At 63.5% G+C, this 16,170-nt stretch carries 20 protein-coding genes; 13 read left to right on the forward strand and 7 right to left on the reverse strand.

The features are described 5' to 3' along the window. Positions 1–33: 33 nt before the first annotated feature. Together IU449_RS21955 and IU449_RS21960 are read right to left on the reverse strand one after the other, a co-directional pair. Positions 34–300: a hypothetical protein gene (locus IU449_RS21955; protein ID WP_195003992.1), complete on the reverse strand. Its 267-nt coding sequence runs from the start codon at positions 298–300 to the stop codon at positions 34–36. Between the two features lie 31 nt (positions 301–331). Then, the gene (locus tag IU449_RS21960; RefSeq protein WP_195003993.1) at positions 332–529 is read right to left on the reverse strand and encodes a hypothetical protein; all 198 of its coding nucleotides are present in this window, start codon (positions 527–529) and stop codon (positions 332–334) included. 252 nt (positions 530–781) lie between these two features. On the opposite strand from IU449_RS21960, the gene IU449_RS21965 reads away from it, so the two are divergent. From IU449_RS21965 to IU449_RS21990, 6 genes are all read left to right on the forward strand, one after another. Further along, complete coding sequence (locus IU449_RS21965) at positions 782–1,708, forward strand: helix-turn-helix domain-containing protein (protein WP_195003994.1); 927 nt, start codon at positions 782–784, stop codon at positions 1,706–1,708. Next, positions 1,698–1,904: a DUF397 domain-containing protein gene (locus tag IU449_RS21970; protein ID WP_195003995.1), complete on the forward strand. Its 207-nt coding sequence runs from the start codon at positions 1,698–1,700 to the stop codon at positions 1,902–1,904. The genes IU449_RS21965 and IU449_RS21970 overlap by 11 nt, the downstream gene beginning before the upstream one ends. A gap of 416 nt (positions 1,905–2,320) precedes the next feature. Beyond that, on the forward strand, positions 2,321–2,638 hold the full coding sequence (locus IU449_RS21975; RefSeq protein ID WP_195003996.1) for a WXG100 family type VII secretion target: 318 nt from the start codon (positions 2,321–2,323) through the stop codon (positions 2,636–2,638). A 16-nt stretch (positions 2,639–2,654) separates the two neighbouring features. Continuing rightward, positions 2,655–2,957, forward strand: coding sequence for a WXG100 family type VII secretion target (locus tag IU449_RS21980; protein WP_195003997.1), 303 nt, complete (start codon positions 2,655–2,657; stop codon positions 2,955–2,957). Then, entirely contained in the window at positions 2,954–4,405 is a 1,452-nt protein-coding gene (locus IU449_RS21985; protein ID WP_195003998.1) for a hypothetical protein, read from the forward strand. Before IU449_RS21980 ends, IU449_RS21985 begins: the two co-directional genes overlap by 4 nt. Before the next feature lie 12 nt (positions 4,406–4,417). Further along, positions 4,418–4,753, forward strand: a complete 336-nt coding sequence (locus tag IU449_RS21990) for a hypothetical protein (protein WP_195003999.1) — start codon at positions 4,418–4,420, stop codon at positions 4,751–4,753. 12 nt (positions 4,754–4,765) lie between these two features. Here IU449_RS21990 and IU449_RS21995 read toward each other — a convergent pair whose 3' ends face one another. Together IU449_RS21995 and IU449_RS22000 are read right to left on the reverse strand one after the other, a co-directional pair. Continuing rightward, entirely contained in the window at positions 4,766–5,758 is a 993-nt protein-coding gene (locus tag IU449_RS21995) for an ADP-ribosylglycohydrolase family protein (RefSeq protein WP_324188371.1), read from the reverse strand. 50 nt (positions 5,759–5,808) lie between these two features. Further along, entirely contained in the window at positions 5,809–6,231 is a 423-nt protein-coding gene (locus tag IU449_RS22000) for a DNA sulfur modification protein DndB (RefSeq protein WP_416382213.1), read from the reverse strand. 579 nt (positions 6,232–6,810) lie between these two features. Between IU449_RS22000 and IU449_RS22005 the strand changes: the two genes are divergently transcribed. Genes IU449_RS22005 through IU449_RS22020 form a run of 4 tightly spaced genes read left to right on the forward strand, consistent with a single transcriptional unit; the run spans position 6,811 to position 9,137 of the window. Further along, positions 6,811–7,119, forward strand: a complete 309-nt coding sequence (locus IU449_RS22005) for a hypothetical protein (protein ID WP_195004001.1) — start codon at positions 6,811–6,813, stop codon at positions 7,117–7,119. A gap of 17 nt (positions 7,120–7,136) precedes the next feature. Further along, positions 7,137–8,549 (forward strand): hypothetical protein, encoded by a 1,413-nt coding sequence (locus tag IU449_RS22010; RefSeq protein WP_416382214.1) that lies wholly within the window; start codon positions 7,137–7,139, stop codon positions 8,547–8,549. Next, complete coding sequence (locus IU449_RS22015) at positions 8,546–8,848, forward strand: hypothetical protein (protein WP_195004003.1); 303 nt, start codon at positions 8,546–8,548, stop codon at positions 8,846–8,848. The genes IU449_RS22010 and IU449_RS22015 overlap by 4 nt, the downstream gene beginning before the upstream one ends. Further along, positions 8,835–9,137 (forward strand): hypothetical protein, encoded by a 303-nt coding sequence (locus IU449_RS22020; RefSeq protein ID WP_195004004.1) that lies wholly within the window; start codon positions 8,835–8,837, stop codon positions 9,135–9,137. Before IU449_RS22015 ends, IU449_RS22020 begins: the two co-directional genes overlap by 14 nt. 637 nt (positions 9,138–9,774) lie before the next feature. On the opposite strand, the gene IU449_RS22025 is transcribed toward IU449_RS22020, so the two are convergent. Then, a complete protein-coding gene (locus IU449_RS22025) occupies positions 9,775–10,056 on the reverse strand; it encodes a hypothetical protein (RefSeq protein WP_195004005.1) in 282 nt (93 codons plus the stop codon). A gap of 211 nt (positions 10,057–10,267) precedes the next feature. On the opposite strand from IU449_RS22025, the gene IU449_RS22030 reads away from it, so the two are divergent. The 3 genes from IU449_RS22030 to IU449_RS22040 all read left to right on the forward strand — a co-directional run bounded on the left by IU449_RS22030 (position 10,268) and on the right by IU449_RS22040 (position 13,116). Beyond that, a complete protein-coding gene (locus IU449_RS22030; protein ID WP_195004006.1) occupies positions 10,268–10,639 on the forward strand; it encodes a YciI family protein in 372 nt (123 codons plus the stop codon). Then, on the forward strand, positions 10,627–11,841 hold the full coding sequence (locus IU449_RS22035) for an RNA polymerase sigma factor (protein ID WP_195004007.1): 1,215 nt from the start codon (positions 10,627–10,629) through the stop codon (positions 11,839–11,841). The genes IU449_RS22030 and IU449_RS22035 overlap by 13 nt, the downstream gene beginning before the upstream one ends. Before the next feature lie 99 nt (positions 11,842–11,940). Beyond that, positions 11,941–13,116, forward strand: a complete 1,176-nt coding sequence (locus IU449_RS22040) for a macrolide family glycosyltransferase (protein WP_228805475.1) — start codon at positions 11,941–11,943, stop codon at positions 13,114–13,116. Positions 13,117–13,153: 37 nt separating this feature from the next. Here IU449_RS22040 and IU449_RS22045 read toward each other — a convergent pair whose 3' ends face one another. Continuing rightward, the gene (locus IU449_RS22045; RefSeq protein ID WP_195004008.1) at positions 13,154–13,681 is read right to left on the reverse strand and encodes a DUF6448 family protein; all 528 of its coding nucleotides are present in this window, start codon (positions 13,679–13,681) and stop codon (positions 13,154–13,156) included. Positions 13,682–14,088: 407 nt separating this feature from the next. Continuing rightward, positions 14,089–15,948, reverse strand: a complete 1,860-nt coding sequence (locus tag IU449_RS22050; protein ID WP_324188372.1) for a UvrD-helicase domain-containing protein — start codon at positions 15,946–15,948, stop codon at positions 14,089–14,091. Positions 15,949–16,170 lie beyond the last annotated feature (222 nt).

Below are 16,170 nucleotides of genomic sequence, written 5' to 3' on the forward strand. Positions count from 1 at the left end.
GGGCGACATCCCAGTTCGAAGCCTCTCCGGGAATCACTTGGCGACCTCGCTCGGCCGCCACCGCGTCAGCACCGCGCACCCCACCGCGAACTCTTCAGCGTCGCGGACAGCCCTGCCCGCGACGAGCTCCAGCTCGAACGTGTCACCGCTGTGCCCAGTCATCGCCGCGATCATCTGCCGGGCGGTGGCCCGAATTGCCGATTTGTCGCCGGTCACCGTCCAGCGGTCCACGGCGGGCACGTGGATGAGCCACCGCGGGCCGCAGCAGTGCACTTTGACGTAGTACTGGCGCATGGTCACGACCTCCTCGTCCGGGTGGGCCGGTGTCGGGTCACTCGGTCCACGACAGGGCTTCGGTGAGGGTCACCGGAGGCGGGGGAGAAGTCGGCACCCCGCCTCCGGGACGTTCGGGTGTGGCGGCCCACGTCCGCAGCGCGAGGGCGTAGCGCTCGAGCACGGGCAGCGGCACCGACTTGTACGGGGCGCGCGGTCGAGGGAACGAAATTCGTTGCGGTAGTGCGTTGGTCATGTGTCCTCCGTGGGTCGACTGGCGGGCGGATGCCGGGGTCTCGCCGCGCCGATCACGGGATCAGTGGAGCACCGGATGCGGGCGGTGTGGAGGTTCCGGCGGAATTCCGCGACGGAAAGTGGCAAATGCCCTGGACACCTTCCAGCGACCCTGCACAATGGTCGCCACGAGGCCGAATCATTGCCTTCCACAAGATATTTCGAGAACTTCCAGTCACCGGGTGCGGGTATTCCACGGAAAGGAGCAAACGGCATGGGGGACAGGGATGAGAGCGCCGACGTCCGACAGCTCAGGGCCGACATTCGCGGGACAGGGGGCGTTCCACACCGCAGCCTCGGGCGGTGCCTGCGGGGGATGAGGCAGGAATCCGGGCTGTCGATCGAAGTGGCCGCGCGGGCGATCGGGCGTGGGGCGGGGACGTTGCATCGGCTGGAGACCGGTGCGCCGAATGTGGTCGTGCGGGAGGAGGATCTGCGGCGGCTGTGCAAGCTGTATCAGCGGGTGGACATGTTGCCGGTGCTGAAGTCGCTGGCGGCGCAGGGGAGGACGCCGTCGTGGTTGGACGAGTTTCCTGATCAGGTGAATCCGACGTTCAACGCCTACATCCAGATGGAGGCAGCGGCATCACGGATCACCGTCTATCGGCCCGACATGGTGCCCGGCCTGTTTCAGACTCCCGACTACGCACGGGCGCTGGACCGTGTGTACTTCTCGACGGACACCGTTGATGAGATCGAACGACGGGTGCGCGTGCGCCGCAACCGGCAGACATTGATCACGCGTGACCTCGCGCCCCTGACCGCTGCGCTCGTGCTGGACGAGGCGGTGATCAGGCGAGTAGTCGGAAGCCCTCGTGTGATGTCGGCGCAGCTCAGGCATTTGGCTGATCTGCCACCGAACGCTCGGGTTCAAGTGCTGCCGTTCGGGGTCGGCTTCCCGCTGGGAGTCTCGACCGGCCCCTTCACGATCCTCGACTTCGCCAGCGACGCTGACGGGCGACCGCTGGAGCCGTCGGTGGTCTACGTCGAGAGCTACACGGGCAATATCTATCTGGAGCGCACGACCACTGTACGCAGGTACCGAGCTGGATTCGAGGTGATCCAGCGGGTAGCGTTGGACGGGCCGAATAGCAAACGCCTACTGCGGCAGGTAGCGAAGGAGTTCGACTGTGTCCGTTGATCTTTCCGGAGCGCGTTGGTTCAAGAGCACCCGCAGTGCCGCCGGAAACGACTGCGTCGAGATAGCGCACCTGGACGGTGGTCGGGTCGGGGTGCGCGACTCGAAGAACCCCAGTGGTGGGGTCCTGGTGTTCACCCCCTCGGAGTGGGACGCGTTCCTGGCAGGTGCTAGGGATGGCGAATTCGACCGTCCCTGAGCTGGCCGGTGCGGCGTTCATCGGGCGCGTCTTCACGGCCGGGCCGTGCTATGACAACCAGTATCGACTGGACACGCGTAGCGGGCTCCGGTGTCCCGTCTTGACACACCTTGTTTCGGTCAATTCGCTGACCCGCTCGTTCGCTGCCAGATGAACGTCCACCACCGACGTCTTCGCTACTACGCGACATCTCCGTCTCCGGCTGACCACGCCCAACAGGCTCGAAACAATCTCTCCTGGTTGTTCGGTCGCCGCTGCCCATGCACGGATGCATGTGCGAGCTGGACCGCCGCAGTCGGTCGCTCGGCTTTGAGGCGAGTCAGGGGCGAAGCTTCTATTTGCCCACATTATCCAGGTGGAGTACCTTCCCATGAAGGGACGCCTGCCCTGAACAGGTTCGACCGGAAGGGGGATTCATGACCACAGGTGATATCTCTTCGCTGTCGATCGATATCGAAGAAGTCGAAGCGCTTGGGCGTTTAGCGTACCGGATCGCCGAGGAGTGTAAATCTGGGTATGCGTCATTGGTGACCGATGTGAAATCCATGATCGACAGCTGGTCCGGAAACAACGGGGGAATGTTCACTGCGGGCTGGGAAGAGTTCCATGAGGGGGCCGACCAAGTGTGGGATGCATTGTTCGAGCTGGCCGAGAAGCTAGGGATTACCGCCGAGACGATCCGTACGACCGACCAATCGCGCGCAGCAGGCATCAGTTCCCTTGATCTCCCTTGAATGGACACCACTACTCATGGCCGCTGATACACCAGCATTTTCAGTTGATCTCGACAAACTCGACGAGTTGGCTGCTCGCATGCGCGGGTACAAGGCGGCGGTTGCCGATCGGCTGACTGAGCTCGAGGCTAAAGCTAGGGAGGTCGAGGGGGTGTGGGTCGGTACCGCGGCAATGGCTTACCGTGAGGCGCATAGCGAGTGGGTAGCCGGGGTCATCGATATGCAGGATGGGCTCGAGATACTGGAGGTCGCGGTGAAGACGGCTCACGACAGCTACACTGCCGCAGCAACGCAGACGCTACGGATTCTCGGCGTATGACCGTTCTGGAAGTGGATCCCAAGGTCTACTACCAGGCCGCCACCAACTGCTTCGACGCCGCAGCTGCATTGAACGATAGCTTCAGATGGGTTTTCACCGAGCTCAGTTCGTGCGGGAAGATGGCGGGGCGGGACGAGGACGGCCGGGCGTGGGCCTCCTCTTATGACGAGGCGGCCCGCGAAACTGTAGCCCTTTTCAGTACGACCTACCAGACTCTGCGTGCATATGGCACTGCTCTGAACGACGTCGGCTTCGAGCATGCCAAGTCCGATGCCGCACTGAAGGGTGCAACGCAACCTGACAGGCCACCAGATTCGCCATCCACAATGACCTTCGGCCCGTACGCGCTTCCAGCTTCCGCGGTGGGCGGCACCCCGCAGGGCCTCTTGGAGACGTCGATCGAAGTACTCGATGCAATCAATTGCCCTCTTCCAGATGGCGACACCGATAAGCTGGCCAAGGCAGCTGAGGCGTGGGATCGTCTGGGCACGATTTACCAGAACACCAACGCAAGAGACAAGATCACAATTTCAGCGAGCCTCTTCGAGGGAGTCACGTCCAAGGATGCAGTCCAGGTTCGGGAAGACCTGAAGACCATAGAGAACTCGGTCGGCGAGCTGCTGAATACCTGCAACAAAATCAGCAAGATCTGCATCGACTACAAATCGGCGATCGAAGAGCTCCGTGAGGAGATCAAAGAATTCGTCGAAGCCATCATCACGGAGGCCGCGATCAACGTGGCCGTTACCATCGTTGCCTCGGCCTTGACGGGCGTCGGTGGCTTGATCGCCGGCGCGAAAGCTGTAGACTCTGCCCGCCGATGGGGGGTGAAAATCAAGGCTGCGGTAGTCGCCTGGCGTGCACGCAAAGCCGCTCAGCTCAAAGGCTTGGCAGACGACGCGTGGACCGCGATGCAGAAGGCCGGCAAGTCCCTTTCCGACCTCCTGGAGCGCCTGGGGTTCAAATCCAAGCCGACCGTAGTAGCCAAAGAGTTGACTGACGAAGATCGGCGGGTACTGGCACAGGGCGTGAATGACCTTCGCGGCCGGTCTTTGTCCGATATCCTGCGGAGCGGCGAGACTTCAACTCCCGAGCAGCAACGCCAGATCAACGCTATGAACGAGGCGTTGAGTAAACTTCCCACACATGAGGGACCGCTGAAGCGGCATACCAATCTCACCGCGGAACAGCTCGAGCAATACGTGGAGGGTCAACCAGTAAAGGAAAAGGGATTCACCTCGGCGAGTACCAACCCTGCCGGTGCTAACGAGTTCATCGTCAACAACTCCAACGTTGAATTTCAGATCATTTCGAAGACCGGGCGGAACTACAGTCAGTACGGTACCCCGGATGAGATTCTATTTCCGTCGGGTACTGACTTTTTCGTACAAAGCAAAGTTACCGATCCGGCAACAGGTCGGATCGTGATCAAGATGATCGAAGTCTAGGAAGGGGTGGGTGTGCCGAAAGAAGTCGGTGGCAAGATCTTTTACAGTCGCGAAGAGGGCGAAGCACTCGGGCTGATTCCCTCTCAGGAGGAACTTGCTCGAGCCGAGGAAATATTCGCTGCCTTCGAGGAGCGCGGCCGTGCTCTCCCGGCATCTGAAGGTACGACACCAGGGTTCGGTGGTCGGTTCTCCGACGACTTGGGGGGTACCGAATTCGAAGGGTGGTCTCGTGACGCAGCGACGAACCAGTGGTACGACAAAGAGGGTCGGCAGGTCTCCTACGACGAACATGGCCGTCGAATCCGCGCCGACGAACAATTCTCGGAGCGGCCGGATCTTCAGCAGTGACAATCCTGCCCCTCAAGGGCGGTGGGGTTCGTTCCGGTCGCTGACGAACCATTGTCGTATGCGGCCGAATCCGAGCCGAGATTTCCGGTGCTGGGCACGGACCGTGGAAATCCAGCTGGGCAACGGTTCTCGTGTGGCGACCCATGCCTCCGGCACCCCGATCCGGCCCGGGCCGCTGCCGCAGCCGCTGTGGGCGGCGACGATTCCGCCGACGATCGCACTGGTCGTGTCGATATCCCCATCCGCCGCCAGACACGTGGCGATGGCAGCCGGGTATTCGCCCAGATGTGTGGCCGCCACCCACAACGTGAACGGCACCGTGTCCTGCGCCGTCACCCGAGACCCATTGCCGAGCGCCTGCGCGGCCTCGGGTGTGGGCGCTCCGAGAAGGGTGCGGGCACGGCGAATCTGTCGGCTCGTCTCGCCGTCCCCGAGTCGATCGATAATGGCGGTGATGAATTCCTCTGGTGCGAGCGGGGTTCCGGTCAGTCGGGCGTGAGCCGCCTGACCGGCCGCCAACGCCACCGCGACCGCTCCGGCAACTCCTTCGGGGTGCGCATGGGTCACCTGCGCCGACCGAACCGCTTCAGCGACAATCTTTTCCGGATCGCCGGCGTAATACGCGCCCAGTGGCGCGACTCGCATCGCTGCGCCGTTGCCACAGGAACCTTGACCACCGAACGCGGCGTCGGCTGCCACCCGCCAGTGCACGCCGTCCCGGATCTGCCGCAGAGTCCCGGTCGTGGCGAAGCCGTAGTCTCGATGTGGCTCCCATCGAGCGGCGAACCTGGCAGCCAGCCGATCCTGATCGATGCCGGTGTGTCGGCCGAGTTCGGCGACCAGAGTGCACGCCATTTGGGTGTCGTCGGTCCACTCCCATTGCCCGGCTGGGATATCGCCTGCCAATATTTCGGCGATCGACCGGCGCATCACTGGGAATCGCTGCCCCAGCGCGTCCCCCACGGACAGCCCAACCAGCGAATCGAGCATCAGATCGGTATGCATATCGCGTTCGATGGTAGCGAGCCTGGGCCTCTACTTTCGGGTGGTCGCGTCTATCGGGAACTGGCCACGACGCCTTCGGCAGCGTCTTGGAGGTGGCGTCGACGCGGCCGCCGAGGAAGTGAGTGCGGACGACGGGCGAGCACGCCGTTGACCGGTTCACGGGTGTTATAGACGTCGAGCAGGCTGGCGGGGATCTGCTTGGTCTGCGCGGCGTCGGCGAAATCCTGGTGGATGCGTTTGAGGTCTTCCTCCACGACGATCAGCACCGCGAGGCTGTCGTTCTCGAAACCGGCGTCGGCGTCGACGAGTCCGGGAATCGCCGCGCGATCGGAGCCGTGCCCGCGGATGGCGGTGATGCGGTGCTGGCCGTCGGTGACGTAGAAGCGGACGTCGTCGCCGACCACCATGAGAGCTCCTGTCGCGTTCGCCGTCGTTGCGCTGGTATCCGGGTGACGTAGAGACGTTCCCAGCACAGTGCCGGACTGCCCGAGTACTTTCGACTTCGGGCGGTACCCGAGCCTTTGGGTGATGCTCGAGGGCTGCTCACCGCGGCGAGGACCTTGGCGCTGGGGTCAGAACCCGTGACTATGCGTCAGGTTGCCAGGGGGTGCGGGCTTGAAGGATGACTGGGACCGCATGGTTGTAGTCTTTCCCGACACCAAGATCGCCGACCTGAAGTCTCACTTCAGCACCACGACATACTGCTGGGAACATCTTCCTCCGGTCTACGGGGATGACACCCCGCATACGGCCTACTACCTATTCGTCAAAGCCGCAAAGCCTGTCCAGGCGGTGTCGTGGTTCTCCCGAATGACAGCGCATTGGACTTCACGTCGCCTACGACCACAGTCGTTCCTGCAGATATGTTGCTGTTCCCGGTCGGTGCGGACGGCGTGGGACGGTATCTACGGCCCGCCGCTAGGTGATCGACAGGTTTCTCCATGCATGTGCTGTCCTGAGGTAATGGTGCATGCGACGTTGAATCCGCTGGCACGTCACAGTTTCCCGATGCTATGGTGACGGGCGAGGAAGATTCGTAGAGGGGGGGATAGATGTCGTTCGCTGTCGACCCGGAAGGGTTGCGCGCTGCTGCTGGAACTCTGGCACTACTACCTGGGGATATCGATAACGCGCCCCGATTGGACGCCGGGCCAACATCTGACGCTCTGAAATCTGTATCAGTCGGTATGCAGCTTGCGAAATCGAATGACATGAGTCTTCGTGCGAAGGATGCTGTGAAGGTGCGCTTCAACCACTTTGCGGTGCTTCTGACGATATCGGCGGAAACTTTCAATGGTACCGATGCCGAAGCTGCACGCCGGCTTGCGGAAATCGGTGATCTGAATTCTGGGGGAAGATAGTGCCGACACCTTTCGAGGTGAAACATCTGGATGTTTCGGGGCTCGTGGGCGTCTCTGCCCGGGCAACGGGTATCGCCGACAGCATAATAAAGGCATCCGATTCCATGTATGCCGTCATTCACGACGAGTTGGAGTGGCACGGCGATTCCGCCCTATCGGCCAGAGCGCGAGCGGACAGCGAGCGAAATCAGATGCGTGCCCTCGCATCCGCATACGATGGCTTGAGCGATGCTTGTGCAGGGGCGATGCGGGATCTCGAGTATCCGATTAACGAAATAAAGACCATCCTTTCCATATATGCGGTGCCGCCGGTGTCGGTTTCGGATAGTTGGGACGTATCCGGACTGGAAGATTGGGACTCAGAGGCCGGGATTCAGTTGGCGCGATTGCGGGGACTGGTCGATGCGCTCATGACTGCTGATGCTCGCTGGTCGGCCAAGATCGAGGAGGCGAACAACCTACTCTCGGCCCTGGCGCCTGAATCGGTTATAGAGGCATCCACAATCGCGATACAAGAAGCGAAGACTGCGGACATCCGTGCGGACCCTGACAGGATGCGTACATCCGCCGCAGCGTTCCAGCAGATGTTCGGCAGAGCGCCGTCCAGTTCTGCAGACTGGGCTACTGCGGAGGTCTTGAACCCCAAGAGTTACGATCCCAAATATCAGGGCGTGGGGCCGGAAATTCGGGTCGTGAGGATAAATCCGGTGCCTGGTCAAGGCGTGGTCCGAGTTGGGCAGTACATCGAACAACGCGACGTCAGTAATCCTACAAACGGGCTCACATCATTCAATCCGTTTGCGCGCGATTTCGGCGACGACAGGACGGCCGAATCGAATTTTGATCCCGAACACTCCAGAGTGACCACCTATGTCGACTACGAGAATGGGCTCGTGGTCATGCGGCAGAACCCCTCCGTGGCTCAGGACGAAGATGGAGGATACGGGGAGGTCAAGGTGCAAGCCCCCGAGGGGACGGTGTGGCAGAACTCGGATGGTTCTGTCAGGATTCAGTACGAGGCCGGCAATCCTTTTGCGCCGCCACTTTCGAGCGAATTGGGTGATCATTCCGCCACCGTCAACGGCGATCTTGTCTTCACTCCGACAACAGAAGGTGTTGAGATCGATGGGACTCGGACAGACTATCCTTCCTTGGAGGCGTACCAAGATTTTCCGAATGGCGACTCCAGAACGATCGTGATAGATCCGGCAGCCGCCGGCAATTCGCTGGGACCTGCAGTCAATTTGCCTTTCCACCACGATGTGGGTTCGCGCGGTGGTGAAGCGTTCTACGACTTTGTCGAGCCCGATGGATGGAACCTGGAGTATGATGTGCCGGTTCCTGGTGGTCCGAAACCTTCCTCACCGCTCGGGACCACGGAGAATCCGCCCGTTGTACCTACCGAGTCGTTGCCGGAAGGTGTGGCATGAGTACTGATGATAGAACGATCGACCGCACTTGGAGGTCCGCCACGATCGCGGCAGCCACGTTGTTTGTGGTTCAAGTGGTTCTGCTGGCCAGTCTACGTAGAATTGATGAGCCAGACTATGGCGCAATTCCTACAGAAGGATACTTCATCGTGTCCGGCGTGAGTCTATTTCTTACTCTTTTGGTCACGCGGGTAATTTCTGCTAGTAAAGGGATCGTGCTGGCAACCTCAGTGACTACCGCGCTGTGGGCGGCGGCATCTGTTGTTATCGCTCTCCTCTCCTGGGGTGGAGGTGGGTGAATTGGCTTCTTACTCGGCTTTGTCAGAGAAATCGTCCAGCGACCAGGTTTTCGGTAAGAGCACCTTTGTATCCGCGGTGGCGGTGATGTTCATAAACATCTTGCCGGTGACGCTGTATCCGATGCTTTTACTATTTCTGGTGGTGGTTTACGGACTCGAAGTTGTCATAGGATTGGTGCTATGCCTGTTCGGGGGAGGTTCCCGTCGGGTTGGGGTAGGTCTACTCGTTGCGAACGCAGTCAATGTGGTGCTATTCCTGATGTCGATGATCGTCACTTGGGTCAGCTGAGATCGTTCGTCGCGTGCGATCCTGCACCCAGTGCGTTTTCGGCCTTCAATCCGATTCAAGGATCGCTGAGCGGTTCGAATGATAGGGCCCAGGTAGCTGGAGGTTGAAATGGCAAACGATTGGCGACTCGTCGTAAATGCGGTTTTGTACATGACGCAATTTTCTCCCGCGTTGAATCAAGCCGAGGTGGAACGGGTCTCGACTACCCTTTTGGGGAAGCCGTTGGGAAGCCTGACCCAGGAACAGGAATACAGAGCGCTCACGGACGCGCTGGAGTCTGGTCAGGACCTCGACCCTATTGTAAAGGTTAAGCATTCGCCTGCCGAGGTTCGAGATTTTCTCAGTAAGGTAGTCGCCGAACTTGATGCCATGCGCCCGTGGCCAGTACCTCCCCTGCGAGAACTTTCAATTACGCGATGGTCGAATTCTGCTTCCGTCATACCGATTGGGCAGATTGCAGTGGGTTGGCCAGCGATCGAGGGGAGGGTTGGCAAGACATTCAAGCGTATGGAATGCGGTCGGGGTGTGGTTGTTGCCTTGCGGTCAGGAAGTGAACTAGCGCTGATATGGCCTAGTCGGACTGGGAAATCCGCGACAGATATTTTTTCGCTGAGCCAGGATCGACCAGGATCAGTTATCAAGCAAGAACTGCTCGACGCGACATCACTGACCGCGGATGTAATTTTTCCATAAATGCGAAGGTTTGAGTGGTGTAGGGCAGGTTCGGGGGCTCGTTGACGGGGATCGCCAATGCCGGGTCTTCGAGGCCCAGAATCACATTCGCGTGCTGATCGACGCCGCCGTCCCAGTTCTCGTACTCGCGGAACCAGATCTTGCTGGTCGTCGCGGGACATACCCAGAGGCGGGCGGCACCGGCGTCGAGATACCCGATGGTCCGGCCGTCGGCCCGAACCGACACCGCCCACGGTCCGCGGGGCCCGTCGGGTTCGGGGATCAGATGAACTTGTCTGTTCGCATGACACGGGGCACGACGGAGGCCGTAGGTCGGCGCGACACCTTCGGGTCACCTTCGCAGTAGTACGAGCGAAGGTGTCGATTCGCCGTGTGCTCGATCGTCATTTCCTCGTAGGCACGGATACTGGATTCGGCCGCCGACGAAGGAGAGACCGATGCGATACGCGTTTCTGATCCACAACGAGGAGCCGGCCGAGGGCGAGATCCCGGCGGAGGCGATCGAGGAGATGCAGCGGGCGTTCGGAGCGTACGGACGCGCGTTGCAGGAGGCCGGTGTGTTGGTCGGCGCGGACATCCTGGCCTGTCAGGCGGCGACGACCACGGTGACTCGGCGCAACGGGTCGTTGCAGGTGCAGGACGGACCGTTCGCGGCGACGAAGGAGGCGCTCGCCGGGGTGTTCGTGGTGGAGGTGCCGGATCTGGACGCCGCGCTCGGGTGGGCGGAGAAGTGCCCGGCGGCGAGTTACGCGATGCTGGAGGTGCGGCCGGTCGCGACCTCGTGTGTCGCGGGGGAATGGACGGCGTGACCGACGCGGCGTCGCGGGTCGCCGAGGCGGCCCGCACGTCCTACGGCAGGCTGCTGGCGCTGCTCGCGGCGCGCTGCGGTGATGTCACGACGGCGGAGGACGCGCTCGCCGACGCCTTCGAACGCGCGGTGCGCACCTGGCCGGTGGACGGCGTGCCTGCCAACCCGGACGCCTGGCTGCTGACCGTGGCGCGCAATCGCGTCCGCGATGTCACCACGGGCGCGCCCGCCCGCCGCACCGTCGCGTTCGACCCGCGGCGTCACGACCCCGGCCTGCTGGATCGGATCGATCCGGAAGCGCTGGAGGATCGGCGGCTCGAGCTCATGTTCGTCTGTGCGCATCCGGCGATCGACCCCGTGACACGGACTCCGCTGATGCTCAACACCCTGCTCGGCTGCACGGCCGAACAGATCGGCCGGGCGTTCGCCGTGCCCAAGACGACGGTGGCGGCCCGGCTGACCAGGGCGAAGAAGCGGATCAGGCAGGCGCGCATCCCTTTCCGGGTGCCCGATCGCGCGGAGCTGCCCGCACGGGTCGACGCGGTCCTCGCCGCGGTCTACGGCGCGTTCGCCATCGATTGGCACAGCACCGGGCGGGAACTGCACGAGTCGCTGACCGGCGAGGCGCTGTATCTGGCCGAGGTGCTGACCGAGGTGTTGCCCGAGGACCCCGAGGCACACGGTCTCGCGGCCCTCATCGACCTGTGCACGGCACGGGCACCGGCGCGCAGGGACGCCGAGGGTCGCTATGTTCCGTTGGAATCGCAGGACCGCGGTTTGTGGGATGCCGAGCTCGTCGCCCGGGGGCATGCCCATCTGCGGTGCGCGCATTCGTTCGGCACGCTCGGTCGCTATCAGCTCGAGGCGGCGATCCAAGCGGCCGAAGGCGCGGGCGCCGACCCGGTCGTCATCCTGGAAGCTCACCGCGCGTTGCACAGTCTGTCCCCGACGCTCGGCAGCGCGACCTCGCTTGCCGCCGCGACCGCCCGCGTCCACGGACCCGCGGCGGGTCTGGAGATTCTGGATACGGAGGTCGACGACCGGCGCTTCCAACCCGCCTGGGCCACCCGCGCCCACCTGTGCGCGTCGCTCGGCCGTGCGGACGAAGCTCGTGTCGCGTATATACGCGCGATCGATCTCTCGCACGACGGCGCCGAAAGGCGATTCCTGACCGAGGCGAGGGACGCGCTCGAACGGCACTGACGCCCTGCGCGCGTCCTGGGCTCCTCGGTGCCGCGACGCAGGGCCGCGCACGAAAATGTGTGGACAGCTCGGCCTGTCCCGACAGTACAGTCGGCTCTCATGTCCGCTAACCGCGCCCACATCGCTATGGTCGGCGTCCCGGCCGTCAGTCACATCCTGCCCAGCTCGGAGATCATCCGGGAGCTGGCGACGCGCGGCCATCGCGTGACCTATGCCAACGATCCGATGGTCGGAGACATGATCACCGCCACCGGCGCCGAACTCGTGCCGTGCTCCTCGACGCTGCCCGTCGCCGACAACGATTGGCCCGACGACCCGATCGCGGCGATGTCGCTGTTCCTGGACGACGCCATCCAGGCGCTCCCGCAATTACGCGCGGCATACGACGCCGACCCCGCCGACCTCTACCTCTACGACATCGGCGGGTATGCCGCGCGGGCGCTCGCCGAACGACAGCGCCGCCCCTTCGTCCAGCTGTCGCCGACGTATGTGGCGTGGGACGGTTACGACGAGGAGGTCGCGGCGGTGCTGTGGCAGCTGCCGGGCGCCGACGAGTACCGGGCGAAGTTCGCGCGCTGGCTGGCGGAGTGCGGCGCGTCCACCACCGACGTGAACGCCTTCCCGGGCCGGCCGGACCGCGCGCTGGCGCTGATCTCGCGGGCGATGCAGCCGCACGCCGATCGGGTCGACACGCGGACGGTGACGTTCGTCGGTCCCTGCTTCGATCTGCGGCCGGGCGAGCCGACCTGGATTCGGCCGGCGGATGCCGAGAACGTCGTGCTGATCTCGCTCGGCTCGGCGTACACCCGGCAACCGGAGTTCTACCGGCAGTGCCTGCGCGCCTTCGGAGAGCTGCCCGGCTGGCACGTCGTGCTACAGATCGGCAAGCACACCGATGCCGCGGAGCTGGGCCCGATCCCGGCGAATGTGGAGGTGCACTCCTGGGTTGCGCAGCGGGAGATCCTCGACCAGGCCGATGCTTTCGTCACCCATGCCGGGATGGGCGGGTGCGGAGAGGGATTGCTGGCCGGCGTCCCGATGATCGCTGTGCCGCAGGCGGTCGATCAGTTCACCAACGCCGACCGTCTGGTGGAGCTGGGTGTGGCTCGCCGGATCGACACCGCGGACGCGACCGCCGAGAACCTGCGTGCGGCGCTGCTCGAACTCGTCGGCGATCAGGAACGCGCTCGCCGCTCGGCCCAGTTGCGGGCCGCGGCGCTGGCGGAGGGCGGCACGCGCCGCGCCGCCGACCTCATCGAGGAGATGGTGGGCTGAGCCGTTCGAGGCAGGCGTCGGAAGGCCGAGCGAACAGTTACTTCCGGCCTTCGTGGTGGTCGTGGGCCTGCATCGCCTTGTAGAGATGGTGGCTGTACACCTGGAAGCCGAGCATGGCCTGCACGTAGCGCCGGTCGTCGGCCACGGACAGGGCTCGGTGTGCGGCCAGCGTGTGGACGGCATCGAGGCGGTGCTTCAGTTCGTCGCGCAGGACGTTGCTCAGGAAGTCGGCCAGCTGTTGGCTCTCGCCGGATTCGATCGCGCGCTCGGCTATCGGGATCACCGGACCGACCGACAGCCCGGCGGGTTTCAGACCGGCGTAGGGGGCGCCTTCGCCGGCGCGGTGCAGGCGGACGACGGTCTCGAAGAACCACAATTCGGCGAGCTCGCGGGCGGCCTGAGCGCCGGTCTCGCGCAGCGGCACGACCCGGTCGAAGGCCGCGCGGACCTCGGCTTCGGCTTCGGCGGGGACGAACGGCAGGACGCGGGTCACCTCGGCGGTGTCGAGTGCCTGTCGGGCCGCGGAGACGACGGGACCGTCGAGTGAGTCGCAGTGCGGAGGCATGCCGTTCCTCTCTTTCCGAGAGCTTTCCTCGACATCGACGCTAGGAGGGGACGCGCGGGGCGAGAAGGGCCGAAGGTCACCGCGCAGGCGGTTACCGGGCGGATCGCGCGGTCTACTTCACCCAAGGAGAGACTCGGTGCGGTTCGCCGGGCGATTCCAGGGAGAGGACCAAGACATCCTCGATCCGGCGGGCCGACGCGTCCCGAAGCGGCACGGCATAGAACCACCCACCTTAGAAGTATGGTTCTACATCCCTCACAACCGGCTGGAACCTGTCAGGAGCCGACAGGCTCCGGCCGGCTGGCAGGTCCCCGAGTCGGACGAGGTCTGCGTGCAGCGCGGGTGTGTTCGGCCATTCGGCGGCGGCGGGTGGAGTCGTCACGCAGCGCCGTTGCCGGAGGTCGGCCTCAGTCGGACACGTAGGCGATCCACAGGTAGTCCCGTGGCCGGCTGGAAGCCACCAGGGTCTGGCGGGCGAGGAGTTCGGCGCGGTCCCTGGCGCCACCGGTGAGTCCGGTGCGGTTTTCCGGCGGCTCTTCGGTGATGTGGAAGACCGCGGCGAAGTCCATTCCCTTGGCTCGGTGGACGGTGCCGACCTTGATGGCGTCGAGTTGGGTACCGTCGTACTTTTCCAGCGCGAGGGTGGGGAACCCGGCACGATCCAGGACGCGCTGGTAGTGCTCGGCGTCTTTGCGGGAGTTCACGATGACGGACATATCGGAGATCGGTTGACCCGACTCGGTGATGGCGCGGACGAGCTCGGCATCGACGTCTCGGCGCCGGATATGCCTGTCGACGGCTGTCCCGCCGGGGAGAGTGGCCACGCTGTCGCGCAGGACGAAGCCACGTCCACCATCGAGATCATCGACCGTGTTCCCTGCCTCGATCATTTTCGTGTAGCGCAGGACGGCTCGGCGGTTGCGATAGTTGGTCCGCAGAACTCGGCCGCGGCCGGCGATCGGTATGCCCGCGTCGGACAAGCGCCAGCCACCCGCGTACACCTGTTGTTGCCCATCGCCCACCAGCAACAGTTGGGCATCCGGACCACCGCCTGCGATCAGGTGGACCAGACGGAGTTCCATAAGGGTGAAGTCCTGCACTTCGTCGACGACGACCAGCGCGAAGTCCTCGGTGTCATCCAGAGGGCGCAGCCGAAGCTCTTCGACCGCGAGACGGATCACATCGTTGAAATCGTGGACGCCTCTCTCTTCCAAACGGTCTCGGTAGGGCTCGTACCAGTTCTCCCAGACATACTTGCGCTGGTTGCCGTGCAGTTGGATGCCTTCACGGCCCGTCCGGTTGATCGCCTGGTAGGTGCTGACGTCGGGTATGCCTCTGCCTTCGATGACACGGTCGATCTCGTCGGTCCAATAGCCGTAGTCGGTGCCGTCGATCCGGCCGAGATCCTTCCGTACCGCTTGCCAAGTTCGCGCCAGCGCATCATTCCTCGCGCCGTCGTCGAGGTTGTAGTCGACGCCGCGTCGATGGAGGAAGGTCATCGTCCAGGCGTGCAGTCCGGTGAAGGTGGATCGATCGACAGCGTGCGGGGCGATCCGGGCGAACGCGGAGTAGTGATAGGCGGGCAAGGTCTTGACGAAGCTGGTGAACAGCAGGCGGCCGGGATGACGTTTGGCGAAGTGCGCCATGCGATGCAGAGCGACCACGGACTTTCCCGTGCCCGCCGGGCCGCTGATCCGGGCGGGGCCGTTGAAGTTGGTGTGCACGAGGGAAAGTTGATCGGGATCCAGAAAGGTCATCCACTCGTGGAACGGGCGGTTGAGCGCACCGTCGCGGGCGCTGACGTGCAGATCCTGCTCGGCGAAGAGGGATTCCGAGGCCACGGCCTCGGCGGTGGGCGCGGCGTCGGCGGAGATCCATTCGTGCCCGCTCAGTCTTTCGGCGAGAGCGACGGCGATATCGCGAACGCGACGCTGTGAGAGGCGATGCTCGCCGGTGACCAACGCGCTGTGCATCGTGGCTTCATCGACGGCGAGGAAGGGGTCGTGCGCTTCGGTCCTGACCGCCCGCGGCATGAGCAGAGCGACTTCGAGCATGTGCGGAACGAACTGGGACCCTCCCGACAGCAGTCCGGCGAACGTCTCCTCCGCGTGCTTGCGAAGCGACAGGAGTTGCCTTCGATCCGGGACGGTGTCGGTGAACACCAGAGCGTAGACGCCCGTCGGCCCGAGGGCGTAGGTCGATGCGCCGACGGGCGCCGGTGACGACCGGTCGACGAAGAGTTGCCAGCCGCGCGATGTGAGCAACACGGACAAGAATCTGCGTTGCCGCGCAGTCAGATTCGGAAACCCGGCTAGCTTCTGTTCCGCCCAGCGGACACGTCGCTCACGATTGATATCCGCCATGGTGGAACCCCCATCACCCCTCGCGGCCGAAACGACGCGATCCAACGATAGCGCGGCCCACCCCGGAGTGAGGCGCTTTCTTGCCTGTCGAGAACTGTTGGGCCAGAGGTGGACTCGTTGAATCGG

The organism is Nocardia higoensis, assembly GCF_015477835.1.
Lineage (GTDB): Bacteria > Actinomycetota > Actinomycetes > Mycobacteriales > Mycobacteriaceae > Nocardia > Nocardia higoensis_A.

Excerpts from the sequence above, each read along its gene's own strand:
- IU449_RS21965 (WP_195003994.1), top strand. The coding sequence starts at position 782 with ATGGGGGACAGGGATGAGAGCGCCGACGTCCGACAGCTCAGGGCCGAC.
- IU449_RS22045 (WP_195004008.1), bottom strand. The coding sequence starts at position 13,681 with ATGCCTCCGCACTGCGACTCACTCGACGGTCCCGTCGTCTCCGCGGCC.
- IU449_RS21995 (WP_324188371.1), bottom strand. The coding sequence starts at position 5,758 with ATGCATACCGATCTGATGCTCGATTCGCTGGTTGGGCTGTCCGTGGGG.
- IU449_RS22030 (WP_195004006.1), top strand. The coding sequence starts at position 10,268 with ATGCGATACGCGTTTCTGATCCACAACGAGGAGCCGGCCGAGGGCGAG.
- IU449_RS22005 (WP_195004001.1), top strand. The coding sequence starts at position 6,811 with ATGTCGTTCGCTGTCGACCCGGAAGGGTTGCGCGCTGCTGCTGGAACT.
- IU449_RS21980 (WP_195003997.1), top strand. The coding sequence starts at position 2,655 with ATGGCCGCTGATACACCAGCATTTTCAGTTGATCTCGACAAACTCGAC.
- IU449_RS21975 (WP_195003996.1), top strand. The coding sequence starts at position 2,321 with ATGACCACAGGTGATATCTCTTCGCTGTCGATCGATATCGAAGAAGTC.
- IU449_RS21985 (WP_195003998.1), top strand. The coding sequence starts at position 2,954 with ATGACCGTTCTGGAAGTGGATCCCAAGGTCTACTACCAGGCCGCCACC.
- IU449_RS22035 (WP_195004007.1), top strand. The coding sequence starts at position 10,627 with ATGGACGGCGTGACCGACGCGGCGTCGCGGGTCGCCGAGGCGGCCCGC.
- IU449_RS22015 (WP_195004003.1), top strand. The coding sequence starts at position 8,546 with ATGAGTACTGATGATAGAACGATCGACCGCACTTGGAGGTCCGCCACG.
- IU449_RS22040 (WP_228805475.1), top strand. The coding sequence starts at position 11,941 with ATGTCCGCTAACCGCGCCCACATCGCTATGGTCGGCGTCCCGGCCGTC.
- IU449_RS21960 (WP_195003993.1), bottom strand. The coding sequence starts at position 529 with ATGACCAACGCACTACCGCAACGAATTTCGTTCCCTCGACCGCGCGCC.